Below are 24,553 nucleotides of genomic sequence, written 5' to 3' on the forward strand. Positions count from 1 at the left end.
CTAAAATACTTAATCTCTGATACTTCTGTCTTCTTTGATATACAATAAACCTATCACAAAACATACTCCTGCAATTAAAATCGGATAATTCAAACCTTCTAAATATGGTTGCGTATTTTTGATAGCTTCGCCTGCTTTTTCGGCAACTTCATTCGCATCTTTTGCTTTGGTTACTAAGTAAGTAGCAATAGCTGGCATCAATCCGCCGAATACTCCGTTACCAATATGATATGGCAACGACATTGAAGTATAGCGAATTTTTACTGGGAACATTTCTACTAAGAAAGCGGCAATTGGTCCATAAGCCATCGTTACAAAAACCAATTGTACAAAAACTAACCAAACGAGGGTCCATAAGTCACTGTCATTGATTTTAACAGTTTTAGCTACTTCTGCTTTTGGTTGTTCTGATTCAGCTTTGGCTGCTAAAATTGTCTGTTTTTTTACTTCTTTATAAGTAGTTCCGTCGGTATAAAATTTATTGGTTGTTGTGCTTATTAACGAATCTGTACTTGAATTAGCAAGCAAAGTTGCTTTTACTTCTACCTTTGTTTGAGCCGTAATTTCTTCTTTATTTTTCAAATTAGCGGTTTGATACATTTTCTCATAAATAGGACGATAAGCAAAAATAGCCAGTAATAAACCTGCCAACATAATTGGCTTACGACCAACTTTATCGGATAACCAACCAAAAAATACAAACAAAGGCGTACCCATAATCAAGGCAATGATTAGCAAAGTATTGGCTTGGTCGAAATCCACATTCATGATTTTTAATAAGAATGTTTGTGCATAAAACTGACCTGTGTACCAAACTACGCCTTGCCCCATCGTTGCTCCAAAAAGTGCTAACAAGACAAATTTAAAATTCAATTTATTACCAAATGATTCTTTCAGCGGATTGGTTGATGTTTTCCCTTCGGCTTTAGCTTTGGCAAAAAGAGGCGATTCCGACATGTTTTTACGAATCAAGACAGAAACATAAACCATGATGATTGAAACCATGAATGGGATTCTCCATCCCCAATCTTCCCATGATTCTTTCGACATCGAATTTTTTGTCAATAAGATTACTCCTAAAGAAATAAACAAACCTGCGGTAGCTGTAATTTGAATCCAAGAAGTCCAAAAACCTCTTGCATTTGCTGGCGAGTGTTCGGCTACATAAGTGGCTGCTCCACCATATTCACCACCAAGTGCCAAACCTTGTAATAATCTAAGAATCAAGACAATTAATGGTGCAAAAAAACCAATTGTTTCATATTTCGGTACTAATCCAATGGCAAAAGTTGCTCCGCCCATCAATACCAAAGTAACCATAAAAGTATATTTACGACCAATCAAATCGCCTAAACGACCAAAGAATAATGCACCAAAAGGACGCACGACAAAACCTGCTGCAAAAGTGGCTAATGTTGAAAGAAAAGCTGCTGTGGGATTATCTTTCGGGAAAAATTGCGTTGAAATAATGGTTGCTAAACTTCCAAATATATAAAAATCGTACCATTCGATGAGTGTGCCTACTGATGATGCCCCAATAATGGCGGCAAGTGCTTTAGTGGATGTTTTTTTTACTGTGTGTTCTGACATAGTGTTTATAGATAAGGGGTTTTGATTGAGTGAATATCGTTATTTTGGGTGTTGGATTTAGGATTTCGGTTATTCAAGCTAAAATTATTCTTATTGATTAAAGCTGTGCATTTCGATTGTCGAAATCAGATAAACATGTTTCAAAACCGAAGGCTTATTTGTACTTTAACGTGTTTATATTGTACAAACACAAAATCCAAAGGTCACAAAAAAAGCTATACAGTCAATAGTATTGATATAGCAACGGTATTTAAGTATAGTTTACATAAAAAATGGGTTTAGAATATTTTTCTAAACCCATTTTCAATCTATTTAACAAATCTTTATTCTGTAAAAGACTAATGCTTTAAACGCTCCCACTTTATTAACATAAATTTATCTCCTAGCTCCGTTACAATCATTCCAGAATCTCTCAAATTCTCTCTATCTGCATAAAAAGCGGCTAACTCTTTGTGATTCATAATTTTATAGGTAGGATAATAATCTGAGTTTTTAGGGATTTTGATTTGATATTTCTTTACCCAATTCATTACTGATACGTGTGAAACCCCCAAAAGTCGCTCTATTTCACGATAACTTACTCCTTCGATATACAATTGTAAGGCTTTGATGACGTAATATGCCGAAATGCCTTTTCCTAGTTTTTCAACAGTAAAGTTATAATTACAGTCTTTGCATTTAAAACGTTGTTTTTCTTTAATTACGCCACTTTTAGTAACATTTTGAGCGTCGCAGCGAGGACAATTTGGATTTTTCATAGAAATAATACGATATAGTATATTTAGCAAATATATATCAATTAAGCAACAATACAACGTCTTGAATAAACTTATTTTTTCAATCGAAAAAAGAATAAAAACTATTTTATTTCAAAATTATATTCTGAAATATCAAAAATATCAAAATTTTATTCTTTTTGTACAACAAATCATCAAAAGCCTTGTACATTTCAAAGATTTATAAGAAGTAAAAGGAAATCGTATTTGATTTTCAAGCACTTAAAAAACTTCTGGTTGGTTTAATAAATTTTCCAAGATTTACTTAATTCAATTTTGCAATTGATTCTTTAATTTTTTCTCTGGCTTCACGTTTTTGCAATACATAAGGAGGTTTCATTCTGTCCGTACAGTCCATTGCACCGCAACGTTCACATGTTTCATTTACTTTTCGGTGAATCAATGATGAATCTGGAAGAAATTTCACCATACTTTTCAGGTTATCGTCGATGGCAAAACCTAAAGTAACGCTACTATTCATTTTTAAATTGGGTGGCGAAGGTTTCGCCAAACAAATCACCAAGTAATGATTCCCCGTGTCAATATATTCCGAAACTTGTGCTTTACATAATACTTCTTCAGCATCATAGCCTTTCTCTTTCTGAATTTTCTCTAAATCTTTTAAAATTGTTAATGCCTTCCATCTTCTGCAATAATGTTCTGTCAATGCTGTTCCATGCGGTGTATGCAATTTTGCTAAGTGCATTTCCTTGGTCAGATAAAACAAATCGTCATCAACCTGATTATTAAAACGTAAGAAGAAAAGGTTATTAATCTTAAAATGGCTCGTCATCAAATTCGATAATCTGTGCATAAATACTTCGGGCGTTACGTTAAATAAACGCATGATGCTCAGCAACATATTTTCGTCCCATTTAGGCGAAGCAAAAAAGTAAGTGAGTCTATCAATCAAAATATCTTTGTTGATTAAAATCGCTCCCGCAAAATAAGATGCTCTGAAGTTATTAAGTACTTCTTCAAAAGAACCTACTTCTATTACAGAAGAAATATTCGATCTTTTTTTAAGTTGCAAAAACTGATACCCAATTTCACGACCATAAGTAAACGTTTTTTGTTCGGTACTTAAATCTTTATTGATTAATAGTTTAGAAGTAACTGGGTTATAAACCGAGCGAATAGTAACTAATTCGGGATATTGTTCTTTTGAAAATTCTTCAATTCGGTAACCATAAAAGTTTTCTAAGATTTCTGCCAACAGTTTTTCATTAGGTGAAGTAGTAGCCGAGATTTCAAAAAGCTTTCTGAATTGCTGGGCAGATTGCTCTAAATCTTCAAAATAGTTATCGTACATTTCTTGATATGACCGCAATACTGAAAAGTAAAACTGCTCCACACGCATATCGTAATTCCTGCTGATTTCGATAATCGTACTGATAAATGCACTGATTTTAGCTGGTGCTTCCGACATCAATTCGATAAAATCAGAAGGTTCAACGCCAAAAATATCTAATGGCAATTCTGTAAGAATATTAGAGTTGAGCAATTCTGCAATGGGTTCTAATTGCTTACTCAATTTCAGTGAAACAAGCGAATCGTAATCTATTGCTAAGGCTTCCGACAAAGCCATTATTTTCTCTGTTTTTGGATATTTTTTTCCTTTTTCAATTTCATTCAAATATGAAATTGAAAGTTTAGACTTTTCGGCGACTTCGCTTAATGATAGTTTTTTATCAAGACGCAATTGCCTAATTTTTAGTCCGAAAATTATTTTTACTTTATCGCTATTCACACTCATCGCTTTATAATTTTCACAAAGCTAATAAGATTTATCGAAACATTTTTCACAAGAAGCAAAATAGCGAAAATTCGCTTAATACTCTTTTAATAACATCTACATTGCAAAACACTCCATCCAACTGCTTTAAATGCTAAAATTCTGCATTTTTTCAATATTTAACATGATTTTTTATGCCAAAATAAAATTATTTTCATTTTTAGCGAAATTTCGCTTGTTTTTAATTTTACGCTAATTACTTTTGCAATGCGTTCGAATGCTTCTAAATTTTATTTGAGTCCTGATCAAATTAACAATTACAAACATGAAACATGACATCCTTACTTCTGATTTTAGCAAAGCTGCTAAACAAAAAGTAAATCACCCATTATTAAGTCTTCATGCTGATATTCACTTGAATCTCAGCGTTTCAACCTTGGTTGAGGAAGCTTTAAAAAATGGAGAAGGTACGCTTACCGATACAGGTGCATTTATGTGCGACACAGGTAAGTTCACTGGGCGTTCGCCAAAAGACAAGTTTTCTGTCTATGACGACAAAACTGCTGATACTGTGGCTTGGGGAGAAATCAACCAAGCTTTTGATGCAGATAAATTCGAAGCACTTTATCAAAAAATGTTGACTTTTATTGCCAACAAAAAGCTTTATGCACGCTACGTTTGTGCTTGTGCTGCACCAGAACATAAAATGAATATCTTGGTGATAAATACCTTGGCTTGGCATAATTTGTTTTGTAATCATTTATTTATTCGACCAACTGAAAATGAATTAGCTAGTTTTGAACCAGAATGGACGATTTTAGACATTCCAGCATTTGAGGCAAATCCTGAAATTGATGGTACTCGTCAAAGTAATTTTACCATTATTGATTTCACTCGTAAAATCATCCTTATCGGCGGAACAGCGTATGCAGGTGAAATGAAAAAAGGAATCTTTACGGTACTGAATTATATTTTGCCAGAAGAGAAAAAAGTACTTTCGATGCACTGCTCAGCCAACATTGGGAAAGACGGAGACACTGCTTTATTTTTTGGTTTATCAGGTACTGGAAAAACAACACTTTCTGCTGACCCATACAGAAATCTGATTGGTGATGACGAACACGGTTGGGACGACAAACAGGTTTTCAATTTTGAAGGAGGCTGTTATGCCAAAGTAATCAATCTGAGTGAAGAACAAGAACCTGAAATTTTTAGAGCAATTCGCTATGGTTCAATTTTAGAAAATACCCGTTTTATAGCAGGAACGAAAACGGTAGATTACAGCAACCAAAGTGTTACAGAAAATACTAGAACTGCCTACCCAATTCATTATATTCCGAATGTAGCTGTTCCTTCTGTAGGCAATGCACCTAAGAATATTTTCTTTCTTACAGCAGATGCTTTTGGCGTATTACCTCCTATTTCAAAACTAAGTATCGAACAAGCCATGTATTACTTTGTGGCGGGTTATACATCAAAATTAGCAGGTACAGAAATGGGTATTAAAGAACCACAAGCTACCTTTTCTGCTTGTTTTGGTGCGGCTTTTTTACCGCTTCACCCATTAAAGTACGCTAATCTTTTAGGTGAAAAATTAGCGGCTGGCAATGTCAAAGTTTGGTTGATTAATACTGGCTGGTCGGGTGGTGGTTATGGTGTAGGTTCACGCATTAAATTAACTTATACTCGTGCGATGATTCATGCTGCATTAAAAGGTGAATTTGACAATGTAAATTTCATAAAACATGATATATTTGGTTTAGAAATGCCTACAATGTGTACAGATGTGCCTCAAGATTTACTTAACCCTAAAAATACGTGGTTAGACAAAGAGGCTTATGACCAAAAAGCGAAAGATTTGGCAATTTCTTTTGAAGAAAACTATATAAGAATTAGTGGGAAATAGCTTGAGCTATTAGCAGTGAGTCTTGAGCTATGAGCTATTAGATTTTAGATTTTAAAAACCAAAAAACTCAAAGCTCATAGCTCATGGCTGATAGCTTGCAAAAAACTATGATCAATAACCATAATCTCGCTTTACCTGTTGGAACGACGCTTGATAGATTTATCAATCGCCAACAAGAAGCTTTTCCTTATGCCAAAGGAGAGCTTTCTCAATTGCTAAGAGACATTGCACTTGCCTCCAAAATTATCAATCGTGAAATTAATCGAGCAGGCTTGATTGATATTACGGGTGCTTTAGGAAGTGAGAACATTCAGGGTGAAGCCCAACAAAAACTAGACATGATTGCCAATATTCGCTTTATAAGAGCATTGGTAAATGGTGGTGAAGTGGTTGGAATTCTTTCTGAAGAAGACGATGAAATTATTCAAACAGGTAATGTTAATGCGAAGTATGTAGTAGCAATGGACCCACTAGACGGTTCTTCTAATATTGATGTCAATGTTTCTATCGGAACAATTTTTTCAATTTATAGAAGAGTAAGTCCAATTGGTACTCCTGCTGTTGAAGAAGATTTTCTTCAAGGCGGACGCAAGCAAGTGGCAGCGGGTTATATCCTTTACGGTTCTTCCACGATTATGGTTTATACTACTGGTAAAGGAGTAAACGGTTTTACTTATGAAAATTCTTTGGGCGAATATTTTCTTTCACATGCTGATATAAAAATGCCTGAAAACGGTAAAATCTATTCAGTAAACGAAGCTTATTTTGAGGAATTTAGCAATCCTATCAAAGATTTTATCGTGGATATGCGAAAACAGTCAGGTTGTATGGCTCGTTACATTGGTTCGTTAGTCGGTGATTTTCATAGAAATTTATTAAAAGGTGGCGTTTACTTGTATCCACCAACCCGAAAAGCCAAAGAAGGAAAATTACGATTATTGTATGAATGCTATCCATTAGCTTTTGTGATTGAACAAGCTGGTGGATTATCATTTGATGGCACACAAAGTATTTTAGATATTATTCCAGAAAATATTCATCAAAGAAATATTACTTATTTGGGTTCAAAAGAACAAATGTCAAAATTGAAAGATAATCTGGATAAGTATCATGCTTTAATTTTGGAGCAAATGGAAAATGGACTTTAAGAACTTTTATTCGTTTCTATCCAAAATTACTGTTCTCAATAAAACAGATAGGTCAGGATATTACATCCTCATTAAAAAAGATTATTTTGCACAAAAATCACAAGCTGTGTAAAATAATCTTTTTTCTTATGAAAATTATATTCAACATACTCTTCTTCATTGGCTTAAATCTTCTAACATTTTTTGACATTCAAGCACAAAAGCAATTTGCAGAAATTTGGCTAACCAGTTCAGACGAATCTATTCTATTTAAGAAACAAGCCAAAACTTTCAATTTTGAATATACCAATAATACTTTACCGAATATTATTATTGATGAAAGTAAGGTTTTCCAGAAAATGGATGGCTTTGGCTTTACTTTGACGGGGGGAAGTGCCATGCTTATCAACCAGATGAATACCAAAGAAAGAGCAGCTTTATTGCAAGAACTTTTTGCCACAAATGATGCGAATATTGGTGTTAGCTATCTAAGAATCAGCGTTGGTGCTTCTGATTTGGATAATCATGTTTTTTCTTATGATGATTTACCTGAAGGAGAAACCGACCCAGAATTGAAGAAATTCAATTTGGCAGGCGACCAACAATATTTAATTCCTGTATTAAAACAGATTTTAGCGATTAATCCAGAAATTAAAATACTTGCTTCGCCTTGGTCGCCACCAGTTTGGATGAAAAGTAATGCCAGTTCAAAAGGAGGAAGTTTAAAGCAAGAATATTATACTACTTATGCGAAGTATCTTTTAAAATATATTCAAGAAATGAAGAAAGAAGGCATCAGAATTGATGCTTTGACAGTTCAGAACGAACCACTTCATCCCGGGAATAATCCAAGTTTATTGATGTTGCCCGAAGAACAAGGACTTTTTGTAAGAAGACATTTAGGACCAATTTTCAAAGCCGCAAAAGCTGATACTAAAATCATTATTTATGACCACAATGCCGACCGTCCAGATTATCCAATCACAATTTTAAACGACCTAGAAGCCCGAAAATATATTGACGGTTCAGCCTTTCATTTGTATGGAGGTTATATCAATACTTTGTCGGATGTACACAATGCTCATCCCGATAAAAACTTATATTTTACTGAACAGTGGATTGGTAGTCCAGGCAATTTTTCTGGCGATTTAACTTGGCATGTAAAAAATCTCATCATCGGAGCGCCCAAAAACTGGTGTAAAACAGTATTGGAGTGGAATTTAGCTTCTGACCCCAAACAAAATCCACATACAGAAGGCGGATGTACAGAATGTTTAGGAGCGATTACAATTGATAAAAATAGTATTAAGAGAAATCCAGCATATTACATTATTGCACACGCTTCCAAATTTGTAAGACCGAATTCTGTTAGAATATTTTCAAACACAACGGCAAGTTTACCTAACGTTGCTTTCAAAACTCCTTCTGGCAGAAAAGTTTTGATTGTTCAAAACGAAAGTAATAAAGCACAGAAGTTTAATATTTCTTATCAAGGAAAAAAAGCTGTACAAACCCTTGAAGCTGGCGTTGTAGCTACTTATGTTTGGTAGGTTTCTTGAAAATTAAGTAAAAAACATATTTATCAGAAAAATTAAAAACATAAAAAGCGGTCGAAATTAGTTTTCCGACCGCTTTTTATGTTTTTAATTTTTCTGAATAACTATTTCTGAGCGATTACTTTATTGGTATCAGCCTTAGATACTTTATCTTCCCAACCGATGTTTACTTCTACATTTGGCAAGGCTTTTTGCAAGGCTACTACGCCAGCTTTCGTTACTTTTGTTTGCCAGCAATATACTTTCTTTAAGTTTTTTAGCTTGCTTAATTCTTTCAATCCTGCATCACTTATTTGAGTATCAAACAGATTGATGTATTCTAAAAATTGTAAATCTTTCAATTGAGCAATTCCAACATCCGTAATGGCTGTATGTTCTAAATGCAAACGTGTGAGATGTTTTAATTTCGCAATTTCAGTGAATGATTTATCAGAAATTTTAGTACTTCCTAGTTTCAACCAGATAATTTGTTCTGATAAATTAGTCAAGAGATTAATTTTTGAATCATCAAAGTTTCGGGCATTCACAAAATTAACATCCAGAAAATTATGGCTTTTTGAAACTGGCATGACCATCACATTCATTGCTGATAGTTTCTGAATATCACTTTCAGCAGCAGCAGAAACTTTCTCGTTGAAAACGGCTGAAATACTTTCTCCAGCTGTTGCTATATTACTTCCTTCACTCCCACTTGCCAGTGAGGCTAACAATGGCTTTACCTTTTCATCAGGTTTTAGTTGAGCTACTTTTGTATCAAAAGCCGCTCCGTTTTGAATCCACCAATGCAAAAGAGAAATTTCTTGTTCCGTCAAAGGCGTTTTACCTTTTGGTGGCATGTGGTGTTCGTCTTCTTCTGGCAACAGCAAACGCTTAATTAATTCACTATTTGCAACATCATTTGCTTTGATGATTACTCCGTTTTTACCGCCTTTCATCAAAAGCTCCTGCGTATCCATTCGCAAACCGCCTTTGATTTTATTCGCATTATGACACGACCAACATTTTTGTTCCATCACTGGTGCTACAATATCTTGATACACCAATGCTTCGTTGATATTTTCAATTTTCTTTTTTGCACCAGATTCTCCTTTTGCTCTTGGTGGTAAACCCGCTAAAGAACGAAAAGGCTCTGGCGTAAAACTATAAAGGTAATCTTCGCCGTGCGTCATATTTCCACCCAAATGGCCTGTACCCGTTAATAAAATCACAATGAGGTAAATGGCAGGCATATATGCCTTTTTCATGGTTGGGTCTTCTTGCCAATTTACTTTCATGTACCAAGCGGCTAAAGCTACCAACGCTACACCAATGCCCATCCATTGATGAAGAAATAAAGTTTCTTCACTGTATTCACCAGAACTTGAAAGTAAATAACCAAAAATACATGAGATAACCGCCGTGAGCATTCCCAAAAATAAAATGGGAGCAATGGCAGGTTGTAAGGCAGTTAATCCTTTTTTGCGAGAAATCAATTCTAAAATCGCTGCAATCATCAACATCCCAATCGGTAAATGAACTACCACAGGATGAAAATGTCCAAAAAACATTGCCCAGTCTGAAGGAGCATTGGCTTGTAAAAAAATCATAATTTCTTATTTTAGAGAAAAGCAATAGGCTTTAGCCTGTAAGCTTTTTCTACTCAAAATTTACTCTTTTTAAAAGTACTTTAATTTCTATGGCTGGTTTCCAGTCCCTTGCTGTTGGAAAGGAAATATTAATTCCCTAATACACACACAAGGGGAGTTCTAATACAGCATTTCTGAATTCTAACTCAGTTTGAGTGAGCTGGTACTCAGATTTATTGAGTATTAACTCAGTTTGGGTGAGCTGGTACTCAGATTTTCTGAGCTTCAATACAGTTTGAGCGAGCTTTAACTCAGATTTATTGAGTACTAACTCAGTTTGGGTGAGCTGGTACTCAGATTTTCTGTATTCCTGCTCACTAAATCTGTACTCTAATACAGAAAATCTGAGTTACAATACAGTTTTAGCGAGTTAAGACCCTTTTCCGTGGTCTGTGGCACACAGAACACAGTGATGTAAGTGTTCTGTGTGCCACAGACCACGGGAAAGACACTCAAAACTCCGAACTAAAATTCACTCCTCATTCCGCACTCAAAACTCTAAACTAAAATTCACTCCTCATTCCAAACTCAAAACTCAGCATTAAAATCACTCCGCACTCAAAACACATCACTCCTAAGCAATTCTTTCTAATTTAATCGGATATGTTTTTTTAGAACTCCATTGTGGAACGTAAATATTTTCGTCTGAATCAACCCAAACATCGTGTGGGTGCATGAATACTTGATTCGGGTCGTCTTTATACTGGCGTTGTAGTTTTCCGTCTTTGTAAATCGGCTCAGAACCGCCCGGCGTTGATATTACTTTCATGTTTTTATCCATTACTTGGATATAGCCCGAATTATTCCAAGATTGGTCTGAACTTCTGTATGCTGCCGCAAAAATATAATCGCCATGCAATACTGGGCGACAGACGAACGTACCGGGCAAATGATATACCGCTAAAAATTTACCGTCTAAAGTAAATCTTTTCATACAAGTATGCGAACGGTCGGTTATCAATAAAGTGGGATTCTTTTTATCACGAGTATCTACTAAAATGCCATGACAAGTATCAAATTTTTCATCTGAATATTCTTTTGAATATCCACCAAAATGACGAATGTATCTTCCTTTGCTGTCGTACTGTGTAATGTATTGTGAACCGTAACCATCAGCCACATAAATATCTCCATTGGCTGGATTTACCGCTGTTTCCGTTGGGACAAATCGGTTGGGAGATTCGTAAACGCCCGTTTCTTTTGGGTACTCCAACTTCATTACTTCACGACCTTTCAAATCTGTTTTAATCACTTGATGACGAGCATTATCGCAAATGAATAGAAATTGTTCACTGCCTTCGTTTGAAATCGTCAAACCATGTGCGCCGGGATAAGTCGTTCCCCAAGCTTCCAACAATTTTCCTGATTTATCATAAATCAAAATATTGTTTTTGGTTTCGTTGGTACACATAATCAAACGACCTTTGGCATCTTCCACCATTTCGTGGCAATCATTTACAGGGTTTTTATCAGCATCCAAAACGCCCCAGCCAGCCACTACTTTGTACTTATGAGAATTGTGTCCAATAACAATATTTTCCATTTTCTTTTGAATTTTATTTGCTGAAACTGAATTAACGACTAAACCAGTTCCCATCGCTAAAGTACTGGTTTTCAGAAAATTTCTTCTTGATTGATGCTCGTTCATTGATTATGATTTGTGATATTCGTTGAAAAGTAATTTATTTCCAAAAGGGTCAATTAAGTTGATAATTCGGGCATCCCAAAAAGCCTCTTCAATTGAAGGACGATAATACTTGTATGGCTTCGCTTGCAATTCTTGAAAGAAACTTTCGATGTCTGTACAGTTGATGAATACTTTTGCAACAGGCGAACAATCTCCAACGTGTTCAGTCAAATGAAAAGTCAATTCCTCTCTTGAAATCTGGATATAATAGGGCGTATTTTCTTCAAATTGATGAGACCAATCTTCTTTAAAACCCAGCCAATCAATGTAAAATTCTTTAGCTTTATCGACATCAAAAATTCTCAACAAAGGAATTGTCTTTTCTATTTTCATCTTATTTCTCTAACTCAATTACATTATCAATTTCGTTCTTATCTAAAGCAGCAATGTCAAAAACGAAGTAATTATTATCTAATTTTTGGAATTTAATCGGCGTTCCATTCTTAAATAATTTAGCCGTTTTAAATGCTTGTGGGATTTTTAACATGAATTTATCATCCTTGAACTTCAGTAAATGAAGATAGGTTTTGCTCCCTTTTTCAGTAACCGCTCCCCACTCTTGCGGACGAATAAATCCACCTTTTGTGCCGTAAATAGTCTCGCCATAAACTTTTGTCCATTCTCCTACTTTGGCTAAACGCTCTACAAATTCTGGTTGAATTTCTCCATTCGGCATTGGTCCAACGTTTAATAAGAAATTCGCACCATAACCAGAAGCACGCACCAAGTAATCTACCAATTGTTTTGGCGATTTATAATTATCATCTTTGATATTATAACCCCAAGCTCCGTTGAGTGTCTCACAAGTTTCTAAGGGTAAAGTAGAAATTTCTTGTCCACTCAAACCACCTTTATTTTCGCCCGGCAAATCACGCTCAAACATTTGGAAATCTTCTCCCGGAATCGGACTTAAATGATGATTATTTCCAATTAAACATTGTGGTTGAAGTTTGTGAATCAAACTATAAATTTCTTCATACTTCCAATCAATTTTAGATTGTAAGGTTTTATCGTGGTCGTTGTCTAATTGGTCCCAATGTCCGTCAAACCAAATGGCTGATACTTCTCCATATTTAGTCAACAATTCTGTTAATTGACTTTTCATGAATGCCAAATAACTGGCATAATCGCTTTTTTTCGTGCGTCCAGTTCCTTTACCTGTTTTTCCTGTTTCATAAGGATAATCGTCACGATACCAGTCTAATAATGAGTAATAAAAACAAATTTTGATGCCTTGTTTGTGACATTCGTCTGCCAATTCTTTTACAATATCTCTTTTGAATGGCGTGTTCATAATGTTCCAGTCCGACTGCTTAGTAGCGAAATTGCTGAAACTATCATGGTGACGAGTAATTAAAGTAATGTACTTCATGCCTGCACCTTTGGCGATGTCCACCCAAGTTTTAGCATTGAAATCAACAGGATTGAAGGTTTTCTGTAATCGCTTATAATCCTTCACAGGAATATTTTTTATCTGCATTACCCATTCGCCATCACCCAGAATACTCGAAACGCCCCAGTGAATAAACATTCCAAAACGGGCTTTTTGAAATTCTTCACGAGCTTTAATATTTTCAGGACTTGGCGTGTAACCAGTCTGAGCAATGGCAGACAAACTTGTCAATAAAACTAAAAATGCAATTTGTATCTTTCTCATGATATTATATAAGGTTTGTTTTACAGAGGTAAGATATATCTTGCTGATATATACTCTTATTACCTTATCCTGCCCAATCAGGACAGCACTGATTGAATCACTTTTCCACTTGTATCGGTCAGTCTAAAATTTCTTCCTTGAAATGGATACGTAAATTCTTCATGGTTGAAACCCAAACAGTGCATAATCGTCGCTTGTAAATCAAAAACAGAAGTACGGTCTTTGATACCGACATAGCCCACAGGGTCGGTTTCGCCATGCGAGTAACCGCCTTTGATACCTCCGCCTGCCATCCAAACTGTAAAAGCTTCTGTATGATGGTCTCTTCCTTTGAAGGCAGCGGCTTTGCCTTCACGGTTTTCTGCCATTGGTGTTCTGCCAAATTCTGCTCCCCAAACGATGAGTGTTTCGTCTAATAAACCACGCTGTTTTAAATCTTGAATTAAAGCAGTAACTGGTTTATCGACTGTAGCACATTTATTTTTCAAGCCATTTTTTACATCAGTACTTTCGGAAGCACCTCCGTGCGAATCCCAACCCCAATCAAACAATTGAACAAAACGTACTCCTTGTTCTACTAATTTTCTGGCTAATAAACAGTTATTAGCAAAAGATTCTTTTCCCAATTCTGTACCATACTTTTCATGAATATAGGCTGGTTCTTTAGTAATATCCATTACTTCAGGAACAGTAGTTTGCATTTTAAAAGCCATTTCGTATTGCGAAATTCTGGCTAAGGTTTCGGGGTCGTGAAATTCTTCGTAAGATTCTTTATTGATTTCGGTAATGGCATCAATCGTATTTTTCCTTAAATCTCGATTAATCCCTGTTGGGTCAGAAATGTACAAAACGGGTTCACCTTGGTTTCTACATTGAACGCCTTGATAAACCGAAGGCAAAAAACCACTTCCCCACAATGCTTTTCCGCCATCTGGATTTTTTCCGCCCGAAGTAAGTACCATATAACCCGGCAAATTTTGGTTTTCTGAACCTAAGCCATAGGTTGCCCAAGTACCCGTACTTGGTCGTCCCAAGCGAGCTGAACCTGTGTGAAGTAATAACTGAGCAGGAGCATGATTGAACTGATCGGTGTACATTGATTTTAAAAATGAAATATCATCTGCAACCGTTTGTAAATGAGGAATATTATCCGACATCCACGCTCCGCTTTTTCCTACTTGCTGGAATTGGGCTTGCGGTCCCATCATTTGCGGAACACCACGAATAAAGGCAAATTTTTTCCCTTCCAGAAATGACGGTGGACAACTTTGTCCATCCAACTTCATGAGTTCAGGTTTATAATCAAATAATTCTAATTGCGAAGGAGCACCCGCCATGTGCAAGTAAATAACCGACTTTGCTTTTCCTGCAAAATGTGGCATTTTTGGCGATAATGGATTGGTAATACTTGCCAAATTATTTTGCGGAGTACTTCCGCAACTTTGTAATAAAGAACCCATAGCCATCATACCCAAACCAGTAGTACACTGTTTTAGAAAATGCCGACGTGTTTCGTGGCGAAGCGTTTCAAAAAGAAGTTCTTCTCGTAAATTTTTCATAATTGCCATCAACTTTATACTAATTTGATAAAGGAGTTTTGTACATTTTTTCCCGCTTATTGTCAGAGATTTTTACTGAATTTTCAATAATAAACCAGGTGCGGCTAAAGTCGCACCCTATTGAAAAAATCATCCAAAATCAATAGGGTGGGACTTCAGTCCCATCCCATTGAAAATTCCCATCCGAAATCATGAATCCCAAATCCCAAATTCAGGTGCGGCTAAAGTCGCACCCTATTGAAAAAAAATTATTCCGAAATCCCAAATTCATGTGCTAAAGTCGCACCTATTGAAAAAAATTCTATCCGAAATCCGAAATCACAAATCCCAAATCAAAATCATTCTTTCATGATAAATTCATCCAAATTCAATAAAGTACTTGCTACCAATGTTTTGGCAGCTAAGTCTGGAATATTTTTTAGTTTTATATTATCATCAGGACAAACATTGAGTAATTTTTCAGCCTCAACTCTATTTTTCTGATAAGTTTGAAAAGTAATGGTATAAAGCTTTTTCAAAACCGCTAATTTCTTTTCACTAATCGTTTTACACATCGTAAATTGGTAAGTATTGCTAATCTGTTCGTCAATCGTCCCTCCTACTTTATCCATTTTTTTTGCCAGATTTTTGGCACATTCCAGATAAACAGGGTCATTCAACGTAACGAGTGCCTGCAAAGGCGTATTGGTTCTGATTCTTCTTGCCAAACAAATATCACGATTCGCCCCATCGAAAGTAATCATGGAAGGATAAGGTGTTGAGCGTCGCCAATAAGTATATAACGCTCTTCGATACTGATCTTCTTTATCACTCAGTTTCCAAGCCATACTGCTGTAAGGCGTGTTCCAAATGCCATCAGGCTGATAAGGCATTACACTTTTTCCATACATTTTATCGCTCAATAAACCACTGACCAACAAAGCTTGGTCACGAATTTGTTCGGCAGACAAACGTACTCTTGGTCCACGTGCTAACAAACGATTCATCGGGTCTTTAGCTAATAATTCTTCATTGGCTTTTGAATCTTGCTGATAAGTTGCCGACATCACGATTTCTTTCAATAGCTTTTTAGGTTTCCATTGATATTCATCTGTGAATTTTACCGCTAAAAAATCTAATAAAGCTGAATTCGTTGGCGTAAAACCTTGTGTGCCAAAATCTTCTAAGGTTTCGACCAAGCCTGTCCCAAAAATCTGTTCCCAAAAACGATTAACTGCTACTCTGGCGGTTAATGGATTTTCTTTACTTCCCAACCACATTGCTAAACCCAAGCGATTTTTGGGTGCATTTTTAGGTAATTTCCCTAATGAAGTAGGAATATCTGGTTGTACCAATGTTGTTTTGGTTAACCAATTGCCTCGCTCCCAAACGTGTGTTTGGCGAGCGTACTCTTTCGGAGAATCGAGCATTACTGGCGTATTTTCTGTATTGGCACTGACCAATTCCAAAAATATCTTTTTCTTTTCGGCAAAATCAGCTCTTTCTCTTCCCGGAAATTCTGGCAATAAAGTAAAGCTTCCGATGATACAAGTACTTTGGTCAGGTTTTACTTTAGCATTTTTAAAAGTTAAATACCAATCTTGACGACCGTCCATTTTGGGTAAATCATACAATTGATAATCCCAAGAATTTGTCCAACCTCTTTTCTCAGTTGTGTCTAATTTTATCGTCGTTAATACTTTTCCAGTTAAAGAGCCTAAACGAATTTCCATCAAAGTAGAACTTCCAGTTTTATTTCCATAAGCTACCAAAAGCTGGCGTTTCCCTGCTAAGGGCAAAGATTTAAAACGAACAGAACCACCATTTCTAACACCTAAGTATTTAGTATCTGCCAAAGCTCCATTGATAAATTGGTCGCCCGCATGTGGATGAATTTTAGGTTCTAAAAAAGTTAAGTATTCAGTAATTTCTTTTTCTTGCTGAAGACTGAAATTTGTCTTTAACCAATACTGTAAATTCGCCAATTTAACTTTGTCTTCGGGCTGATTGAATTGTCGTAAATAAGGCGAATCATCTGGCACATCTTCATCACGAGTATTATAAAAAAACGCCATTGATTTATAATAATCCTCATGCCGAATAGGGTCGTAAGGATGAGAATGACATTGTACACAGGCAAAAGTGGTTGATTGAAAAACCTCCCAAGTTGTGTTTACTCTGTCCACCATTGTAGCATTTCTAAACTCTTCATCATCCGTTCCGCCTTCATCATTATTTACTGTATTACGGTGAAAAGCCGTGGCAATGTACTGCTCTTCGGTAGGGTTTTTCAATAAATCTCCCGCCAATTGTTCCTTAATAAACTGATTGTAAGGCATATCTTTATTAAAAGCCTTAATTACATAGTCTCGATATTGCCAGATATTTCTGCCTTCGTCTTTTTCGTAGCCTTTGGTATCCGAATATCTTGCCATATCCAACCACATTCCAGCCCAACGTTCACCGTACTGTGGAGAAGCCAATAAAGTATCAACTAATTTCTCATAAGCATTTTCTGAATTATCTTTCAAAAAATCCTGCATTTGCTTTTCGGTTGGTGGCAAACCTGTTAAATCTAAACAAACTCTTCTTAATAAAATCGCTTTATCAGCTTGTTTTGAAGGTGCTAAATCTTCTTCGTCTAACTTATTTTTTACGAAATAATCAATGTCATTTTTCTCCCATTTTTCAGAAAACAAACTAAAGAATCCAGCGAAAAAGCCTTTGTTGGGTACTTTTGGCATTTCGGGTTTTACAAAAGCCCAATGTTCGCCCCAATTTGCTCCTTCGTTCACCCATTTTGTTAGGATTTCAATTTCTTCTTTCTTCAAAGGTTCTTTTTTCAAAGGCATCCTTTCCTCTCGGTCTTTATGCGTCAGGCGAATGATAAATTCAGAATGTTTGGCATCGCCAGGAATGATGGCAGGTTTTCCAGATTCTGTTTTACCCAAAGCTTCTTCTCTAAATAACAAACTAAAACCACCTTGCTTTTTTACGCCACCGTGACAAGCAATACAGTGTTTGTTCAGAATCGGTTTTACTTCTGTGCTGTAATTTACTTTGTTGCCTTCTCCCAAAAATGAATACACAGAATATCCTCCGATAATGATAATGATACTAATGAAGAGTAATTTATTCGTATTCATAAAAATTTATTGAGTAATTCTTTATCTATTGAGTGATTGATTGAATGAGTGATTTAGTGATTATAAGTAATGTCCTGAATCCATAATTTGTTATATTTTATAACCAAACAATCCGTAGCGGCAACCCTTGCGGTTGCCCATCTATTATGAGAAGGCAACCGCAAGGGTTGCCGCTACGGATAAAAGAAAAAATAAAGTTATAAAGCCTTTTAGTCTTAATGTATTTCTCGTAATTACCAATCCCAATTTATCCACTTCTAAATAGTAGATAAATCTTTAAAATACTGTCCGTAAGTGTAATGAAAAAGCGATAGGCTATATGCTTTAGGCAAGGACAACTCCTCACTCACAATTCACAACTCAGGCTAATGTCCCAAAAACACATCTTCCAACTCCTCCAATGTCTTTCCTTTGGTTTCTTTTACTTTTAATTTAACGAACCAAAAACCTGCAAAACACACCACGGCGTACATCCAGAATGGACCAAAAGTACCAAGTTTTTCCGCCAAAATAGGGAATGTAAATACCAAGACAAAATAGGCTCCCCACAAAGCCAAAATAGCAATAGAAGAAGCTTTTCCTCTGATTTTATTAGGGAAAATTTCTGAAATTAACACCCAAGTAACAGGTGCTAAAGAACAAGCATAAATACTAATTGCCATCAATACAAAAAGAGAAAGTACTCGTGGGTCGGCTTGGTTTTTCAAGAGTAAAGCAATGATAATGTACAGAAAAGAAAGTCCTAAAGCACCAATCAACATCAAAGGTTTTCTACCTAATTTATCTACTTGATACATCGCTACGATGGTAAATATCAGATTGATAACTCCTATCGCAACAGTTTCAAAAAGTTGTCTGTCGAGATTTGCACCAACTGTTTCAAAAATGGTTGAAGTATAATTAAAAACCACATTGATACCACATAATTGCTGAAAAACAGCCAAACCGATTCCTACCAAAACAGCAGGACGGTAATCAATGTTGAAGAGTAAGGCAAAAGATTCTTTTTGAACATTTAATAATGATTTTTCAACATCAACTAAAGTCTTCTGAGCAAAATCTTTTCCTCCAATTTTTGTTAAAATCGTTTCTCCTAAAGCTACTTGTCCATTCTGAATTAACCAACGTGGACTTTCAGGCAACCAAAATACTCCGATAAAAAAAGCAAGCGAAGGAATTGTGCCTAAACCAAACATCCATCGCCAAGCATCTGGTCCAATCGTAGAAAGCTTGTAATTAACCAAATTGGTAATTAAAATTCCAATAACAATCGTTAATTGGTTGATTGACACATTTCTACCTCTAATTTCAGCAGGAGAAACCTCTGCAATGTACATCGGACTAAGCATTGAAGCCATTCCTACACCAACGCCAGCAATAAATCTCATACTAATAAAGATGGATAAAGTACTGGAAAATGCCATTCCTAAAGAAGATAAAGCAAAAACCAATGCAGAAATCATCAGGGCTGGTCTTCTTCCATATTTATCGGCAATTCTTCCCGCCAACATACAACCTAACATACAACCTAATGCTAGTGAACCAGTTAAAAAACCTTCCCACCAAGCATTGAGAGCAAATACTTCTCTTAAAAAAGGTAATGTTCCAGAAATAACGGCAAAGTCGAAGCCAAAAAGATAGCCACCAAGTGCTGAAATGAATGAAATGACAAATGTATATCGAGTATTGTTATTTATATTTTCCATTAATCTATTTAAATATATTTATATTTAATTGCAAATTTATTAGTTTCAATACTACTTTTACATATCTATTTTTACGAAATACATAGATAATATTATTAAACAAGATTTTAATGATTGAGAAACAAGAAGGCTTTGTCGGGCAACGAACTTATATCATGCCTAATGAATTATTAACCCGAATTGCCAAGCATCCATTAGTTGAAGCCTTGCACATTACGGATATTGGTTATTATCCAAAAGCGGGTTTTCATGCACGAGAAAGGCAATATGGTTGCCAGCAACATATATTGATTTACTGTGTGCAGGGCGAAGGTTGGTTTGAAATCAATCAACAAAAACATCTTGTAAAACCCGACCATTTTTTTATTCTACCTGCCAATATTGCTCATAGTTATGGTGCAAACCTAAGTAATCCGTGGTCTATTTATTGGGTGCATTTTACGGGTTCTCGTTCATCGCATTATCTTGATTTTTTAATAGATGATTCTGAAAATTATGCCCCGATTATGATGCCGCCAAACAGCGAACGAATCGTAATGTTTGATGACATTATTTCACACATCGAGATGTCTTTCAACGACGATAATATTGTTTATGCAAACACCAGTTTTTCACATTTTCTCACTACTTTCAAAGCATCTGTTTTCAATCCCAATCCACAGCAATCATCCGACGCAGATCCAATCAGTGTTGTGATTTCTTATATGAAAGCACATCTTACTAAAACGCTTACTTTAGAACAATTAGCGGAAGTTGCTGGGATGTCAGCTTCGCACTTTTCAGCAGTTTTTCGCCAAAAAGTACAAAGCTCTCCTATCAACTTTTTCACTTTTCTCAAGATTCAACAGGCTTGTCGTTTATTGGAATATAGCAAGTTGAGAGTAAAAGAAATTGCCTATCAAATTGGTTATAATGACCCTTATCATTTCAGCAGAGTATTCACTACCGTTATGGGAATTTCTCCACGAGATTTTAGAAAAATGGGCAAACATTAGATTATTATGCTGCTTTAAGCTGTAGGCAATAGGCTTTATGCTGTTGGCTGAAAGCCAAATTCAGGAATAAAGTATACTTTTTTGCTTATAGATTAGTGCCTACAGCTTACAGCCCAATGCCTAAAGCGAAAAACTTTTCAAAAAGTCGATCATATTTTTATGTAAAATAGCTCCTTGATGATTGATATTCATTACTAAAATTCTATCAAAAAAGATTTGGGCTTCTTCATAAAATCCTAAACCTAAATGCCCTAAAGCGATTAAATAAAGGCAGTGAATTTGATTTCTTTCATTTAAATCAGCATCAAAAACCAATAAATCGGGTAAAGACACAGCGAAGTAATCAATTTTTACTTCATCGTTTTGATGAACTTCTCCAAAGCCAATCAGTCTATGAAAAAGTGCTTCTGCCTTTTCAATATTTCCTAATTTTTTCCAAGCTAAGCCTTGGTAGAAAATCTTATCAGGTTGTTGATCATTATAAAAAATTGCCTGTGCGGGTTCGTCTAAACCTATAATTGCTAACTGAAAATTTTCTTTCGCTTTTTCAGACATAGCTAAACCTTCATACGCCAAACCTTTTAAATAGAAAATATCGTTTTCTTGTACGCCAAACAATTTGCCTTCACCTAAATTAATTGGATACTTTTCTGCTGCATTTAACAAGTGTAAAGCTTCTTCAAAATTTTGATTGAGAATAGCTTTTTTGGCTAATTCAAGATGACAAATCAAGTATTGTCCAACTACTTTTCCTTCGCCACCTTCCCAAGGATGAAACTGTCGGGAAGCTAATAATTCAACTGCTTTTTCATAATTTCCTAATTGATTATGTAAAGTGATTCTTTCTAAAAATAAATCATCTCGCTGATTACTCACCTCAAGGTCATTTTCCAATAAATTCAATCGTTCTTGTGGATTGTAATTCAGCTTTTTATACAATTGGTCAAGCTCCATCAACACTCTGGCATCTTTCTGATCTAAAGAAAAAGCCTTTTCCATTGCTTCAAGCGATTTTTTAGCATCATTGAGTTTATTAAAATAAGCTAAAGATAAATTTCTAAAAACCGTCGGGAAATTATCATTTAAACTCGCCGAACGTTCCCAACAAGCAATGGCTTCGGGATATTGGCGATTGGCGTACCAAAAATTTCCTAAGAAATAATGGGCATTGGCATCCAATGGATTTTGTTCAATTGCCCAAGTAAGCACTACTACTTCGTCTAAACGATTTGGAAATACATAAGCAGGATTGGCTTCTTGTGCTTTTTCCAGAAAGCGGTTTTGTTGTAATTTATCGCCCAAATTATTATTGATAAACGCCATAAAATAATACAACATTGGATACGCTTCTTTACTTTCGGAAAGGTGAACCGACAATAAATCCGCAGCTTCCTGATATAAACCAGCCTCTAAATAATCGGTAGCATATTCCAGATAAGTGTGTACATTTTGGCGAAGAAGAGTAGTAAAACTTGTGAAAGTTTCTTTGGCTAAATTTTTATCAAAAGCCTTTTCAATAAGGTATTTTTCAAACAAGCAACCCACATTGAATTGATCAATCTGTAAACTTTCTTCTATCAGCTTTAGGGCTTCTTCTTTTCTGTTCAAATGCCGAAGAATGACTACTTTCAAATGGCGAGCGGAATGTCCATGCCAATTTTTAATCATCGACTTCGACACTTCTTCTAAAGCCTGAGCATATTTTCCTCTTCTGGTAGAAATTCTTGCCAAAGCCAAATAAGCATTGTCTTGCCAAGCGGCGTTCCAAGTGGCTTTAAAAAATACTTCGTAGGCTTCGTCATACAATCCCAACTTGGTTAAACATAAACCTAAATTGAAAAATGCTTCTCCATCATAAGGATTTGGATTTCTTTGGCTTAGTGTCTGAATAGCTTTTTCAAAATACGGTTTTGCTTTTAAAAATTGTCCACGTTTGTAATACCACAAGCCCATTGCATTGTTTGAACGAATATCTTGTGGGTCACGGCGAAGTACTTCTTCGTAATAATCTGTCGCCAAATAAGTAGCGTGACGATACTGCTCGATGTGTTGACCTGTCAGAAACAATTGTTCGTTACTCTCAATTTCAGCAGGCATTTTCGCAGCCATTGCAGGTGCTGGAATCTCTTTATCAACCTGTAATTCTGGCTGATAAGCCACTAATTTAGTGCCATCGGAAGCTGATAAACGCAAACGCAATTGTTCCACTTGAATATCCGTGTAAGGCAAATAATGATGAAATGTTTGTGCTGGCGAAATATCAATGATGTCGGCAAAAATAACTTTATCATTCAAACTCAATTCAATCTTAGCTTTCGGGTACGAAGCCGTCGTGTAAGCTTTGATATGAATAATATTATTTTCGTACTCCAAATTAATGGCCGCTTCTTTAGTGGCATTTTTTACAATACCGATTTCGCTGTAAGGCATAAAGTACTGCACAAAACGACGTTCTTCGTTGGGCATAATCCATGAAAAATCGGGCTGATTATCAGTAAAAACGCCCGTCATCAATTCAATATAAGGACCGTCTTCATCCGTCAAATTTCTGTCCCAAGCATAGCCAAATTCTCCATTTCCCCAAGTCCATTGTTTTTTTCCGGGCGAAACATGATGATTTGCCACGTGTAGCAAACCGCCTTTACTGTCGTTTTCATAACCGCCCATAAAATCATACTTCGATTTTATCGCCATATAAGAAGTAGGCACAGGAATATTTTTGTACCAAGAAATATCAGTTCCGGGCGAATAATCTACTTTATAATAAGTGCCTTTGGCGATTGGAAACGAAGAAACATCTCGTTTTCCGTGGTCAAAAACAGCATAAACATCTGGCGGAAAAACAGATTGATAATGATCATTTACCTTTACTGCTGGATTTGCCCACCAAAGAAAAGTCTGCGGAATACTTGTTCGGTTATACAATACTCCCTGAATTTCTAAATAAGCTTTATCTGGATGCAAAGTAAAACCCGCCATGCCTTTGGTACGAAACATGCGTTCTACTTCACTAACCCAAACTGTTTTTGAGCCATCTGCATTTTCTTCAATCGTAAAATCAATAGGTTCAAAAGTACTCGGACGATGATGTTGTGGCCAATTAAATTCTATTCCGCCCGAAATCCACGGGCCTGTTAAACCCACCAAAGCGGGTTTGATAACTTGATTGTAATAAATAAAATGGCGTTGTTTTACTTTGTCATAAGCCATTTGGATTCTTCCACCCAACTCTGGCAAAATCATAATTTTCAAATATTGATTTTCCAGATAAATAGCTTGATAACTTTTATCTTCTTTGGTATCTTCTATTTTTTCAATGACAGCGTGCGGATATACTACTCCGCTACTTCCTTGGTAAACTCTTTTTTCTAAAAACATCGGATTCTTCTCGGGCTTTCCAATGCCATAAGTAGGAATCACAACAGTTTCTTCCCAAACATTCACTAATTGATTATTCATAATTTGTGTGTAATTTCTTGGTTAAGGTTTTACAAAATACCCTGTGAAAA

At 35.8% G+C, this 24,553-nt stretch carries 15 protein-coding genes; 4 read left to right on the forward strand and 11 right to left on the reverse strand.

The annotated features are described in order from the left end of the window. Positions 1-9: 9 nt before the first annotated feature. From VB776_RS19735 to VB776_RS19745, 3 genes are all read right to left on the reverse strand, one after another. Entirely contained in the window at positions 10-1,590 is a 1,581-nt protein-coding gene (locus tag VB776_RS19735; protein WP_323698589.1) for an MFS transporter, read from the reverse strand. A 338-nt stretch (positions 1,591-1,928) separates the two neighbouring features. Beyond that, positions 1,929-2,348 carry an IS1/IS1595 family N-terminal zinc-binding domain-containing protein gene (locus VB776_RS19740; protein ID WP_323255216.1) on the reverse strand — a complete coding sequence of 140 codons (420 nt, stop codon included), beginning with the start codon at positions 2,346-2,348 and terminating at the stop codon, positions 1,929-1,931. A gap of 283 nt (positions 2,349-2,631) precedes the next feature. Further along, entirely contained in the window at positions 2,632-4,122 is a 1,491-nt protein-coding gene (locus tag VB776_RS19745) for a helix-turn-helix domain-containing protein (RefSeq protein WP_323698590.1), read from the reverse strand. A 304-nt stretch (positions 4,123-4,426) separates the two neighbouring features. Here VB776_RS19745 and pckA point away from each other — a divergent pair, with 304 nt between their 5' ends. The 3 genes from pckA to VB776_RS19760 all read left to right on the forward strand — a co-directional run bounded on the left by pckA (position 4,427) and on the right by VB776_RS19760 (position 8,684). Then, positions 4,427-6,007 carry a phosphoenolpyruvate carboxykinase (ATP) gene (gene pckA, locus VB776_RS19750; protein WP_323698591.1) on the forward strand — a complete coding sequence of 527 codons (1,581 nt, stop codon included), beginning with the start codon at positions 4,427-4,429 and terminating at the stop codon, positions 6,005-6,007. 83 nt (positions 6,008-6,090) lie between these two features. Next, entirely contained in the window at positions 6,091-7,155 is a 1,065-nt protein-coding gene (gene fbp / locus VB776_RS19755) for a class 1 fructose-bisphosphatase (protein WP_323698592.1), read from the forward strand. A 128-nt stretch (positions 7,156-7,283) separates the two neighbouring features. Then, on the forward strand, positions 7,284-8,684 hold the full coding sequence (locus tag VB776_RS19760) for a glycoside hydrolase family 30 protein (RefSeq protein ID WP_323698593.1): 1,401 nt from the start codon (positions 7,284-7,286) through the stop codon (positions 8,682-8,684). 110 nt (positions 8,685-8,794) lie between these two features. On the opposite strand, the gene VB776_RS19765 is transcribed toward VB776_RS19760, so the two are convergent. From VB776_RS19765 to VB776_RS19795, 7 genes are all read right to left on the reverse strand, one after another. Beyond that, positions 8,795-10,276 carry a c-type cytochrome domain-containing protein gene (locus VB776_RS19765; protein WP_323698594.1) on the reverse strand — a complete coding sequence of 494 codons (1,482 nt, stop codon included), beginning with the start codon at positions 10,274-10,276 and terminating at the stop codon, positions 8,795-8,797. Positions 10,277-10,889: 613 nt separating this feature from the next. Further along, positions 10,890-11,963, reverse strand: a complete 1,074-nt coding sequence (locus tag VB776_RS19770; protein ID WP_323698595.1) for an NHL repeat-containing protein — start codon at positions 11,961-11,963, stop codon at positions 10,890-10,892. A gap of 3 nt (positions 11,964-11,966) precedes the next feature. After that, positions 11,967-12,335 carry a glyoxalase superfamily protein gene (locus tag VB776_RS19775; RefSeq protein WP_323698596.1) on the reverse strand — a complete coding sequence of 123 codons (369 nt, stop codon included), beginning with the start codon at positions 12,333-12,335 and terminating at the stop codon, positions 11,967-11,969. A gap of 1 nt (position 12,336) precedes the next feature. Further along, positions 12,337-13,659: an alpha-L-fucosidase gene (locus VB776_RS19780; RefSeq protein WP_323698597.1), complete on the reverse strand. Its 1,323-nt coding sequence runs from the start codon at positions 13,657-13,659 to the stop codon at positions 12,337-12,339. Between the two features lie 77 nt (positions 13,660-13,736). Beyond that, positions 13,737-15,218 (reverse strand): DUF1501 domain-containing protein, encoded by a 1,482-nt coding sequence (locus tag VB776_RS19785; RefSeq protein WP_323698598.1) that lies wholly within the window; start codon positions 15,216-15,218, stop codon positions 13,737-13,739. A 338-nt stretch (positions 15,219-15,556) separates the two neighbouring features. After that, positions 15,557-18,343 carry a DUF1553 domain-containing protein gene (locus VB776_RS19790; protein ID WP_323698599.1) on the reverse strand — a complete coding sequence of 929 codons (2,787 nt, stop codon included), beginning with the start codon at positions 18,341-18,343 and terminating at the stop codon, positions 15,557-15,559. Between the two features lie 365 nt (positions 18,344-18,708). Then, on the reverse strand, positions 18,709-20,049 hold the full coding sequence (locus VB776_RS19795; protein ID WP_323698600.1) for a sugar porter family MFS transporter: 1,341 nt from the start codon (positions 20,047-20,049) through the stop codon (positions 18,709-18,711). Between the two features lie 110 nt (positions 20,050-20,159). Between VB776_RS19795 and VB776_RS19800 the strand changes: the two genes are divergently transcribed. Continuing rightward, a complete protein-coding gene (locus tag VB776_RS19800; RefSeq protein WP_323698601.1) occupies positions 20,160-21,044 on the forward strand; it encodes an AraC family transcriptional regulator in 885 nt (294 codons plus the stop codon). Positions 21,045-21,164: 120 nt separating this feature from the next. On the opposite strand, the gene VB776_RS19805 is transcribed toward VB776_RS19800, so the two are convergent. Then, positions 21,165-24,503 carry a DUF5107 domain-containing protein gene (locus tag VB776_RS19805; RefSeq protein ID WP_323698602.1) on the reverse strand — a complete coding sequence of 1,113 codons (3,339 nt, stop codon included), beginning with the start codon at positions 24,501-24,503 and terminating at the stop codon, positions 21,165-21,167. Positions 24,504-24,553 lie beyond the last annotated feature (50 nt).

The sequence above is a fragment of the Arcicella gelida genome (assembly GCF_034931025.1).
Lineage (GTDB): Bacteria > Bacteroidota > Bacteroidia > Cytophagales > Spirosomataceae > Arcicella > Arcicella gelida.

Excerpts from the sequence above, each read along its gene's own strand:
- VB776_RS19760 (WP_323698593.1), top strand. The coding sequence starts at position 7,284 with ATGAAAATTATATTCAACATACTCTTCTTCATTGGCTTAAATCTTCTA.
- VB776_RS19775 (WP_323698596.1), bottom strand. The coding sequence starts at position 12,335 with ATGAAAATAGAAAAGACAATTCCTTTGTTGAGAATTTTTGATGTCGAT.
- VB776_RS19795 (WP_323698600.1), bottom strand. The coding sequence starts at position 20,049 with ATGGAAAATATAAATAACAATACTCGATATACATTTGTCATTTCATTC.
- VB776_RS19800 (WP_323698601.1), top strand. The coding sequence starts at position 20,160 with ATGATTGAGAAACAAGAAGGCTTTGTCGGGCAACGAACTTATATCATG.
- VB776_RS19770 (WP_323698595.1), bottom strand. The coding sequence starts at position 11,963 with ATGAACGAGCATCAATCAAGAAGAAATTTTCTGAAAACCAGTACTTTA.
- fbp (WP_323698592.1), top strand. The coding sequence starts at position 6,091 with ATGGCTGATAGCTTGCAAAAAACTATGATCAATAACCATAATCTCGCT.
- VB776_RS19790 (WP_323698599.1), bottom strand. The coding sequence starts at position 18,343 with ATGAATACGAATAAATTACTCTTCATTAGTATCATTATCATTATCGGA.
- VB776_RS19785 (WP_323698598.1), bottom strand. The coding sequence starts at position 15,218 with ATGAAAAATTTACGAGAAGAACTTCTTTTTGAAACGCTTCGCCACGAA.
- VB776_RS19765 (WP_323698594.1), bottom strand. The coding sequence starts at position 10,276 with ATGATTTTTTTACAAGCCAATGCTCCTTCAGACTGGGCAATGTTTTTT.
- VB776_RS19735 (WP_323698589.1), bottom strand. The coding sequence starts at position 1,590 with ATGTCAGAACACACAGTAAAAAAAACATCCACTAAAGCACTTGCCGCC.
- VB776_RS19745 (WP_323698590.1), bottom strand. The coding sequence starts at position 4,122 with ATGAGTGTGAATAGCGATAAAGTAAAAATAATTTTCGGACTAAAAATT.
- VB776_RS19740 (WP_323255216.1), bottom strand. The coding sequence starts at position 2,348 with ATGAAAAATCCAAATTGTCCTCGCTGCGACGCTCAAAATGTTACTAAA.
- pckA (WP_323698591.1), top strand. The coding sequence starts at position 4,427 with ATGAAACATGACATCCTTACTTCTGATTTTAGCAAAGCTGCTAAACAA.
- VB776_RS19805 (WP_323698602.1), bottom strand. The coding sequence starts at position 24,503 with ATGAATAATCAATTAGTGAATGTTTGGGAAGAAACTGTTGTGATTCCT.
- VB776_RS19780 (WP_323698597.1), bottom strand. The coding sequence starts at position 13,659 with ATGAGAAAGATACAAATTGCATTTTTAGTTTTATTGACAAGTTTGTCT.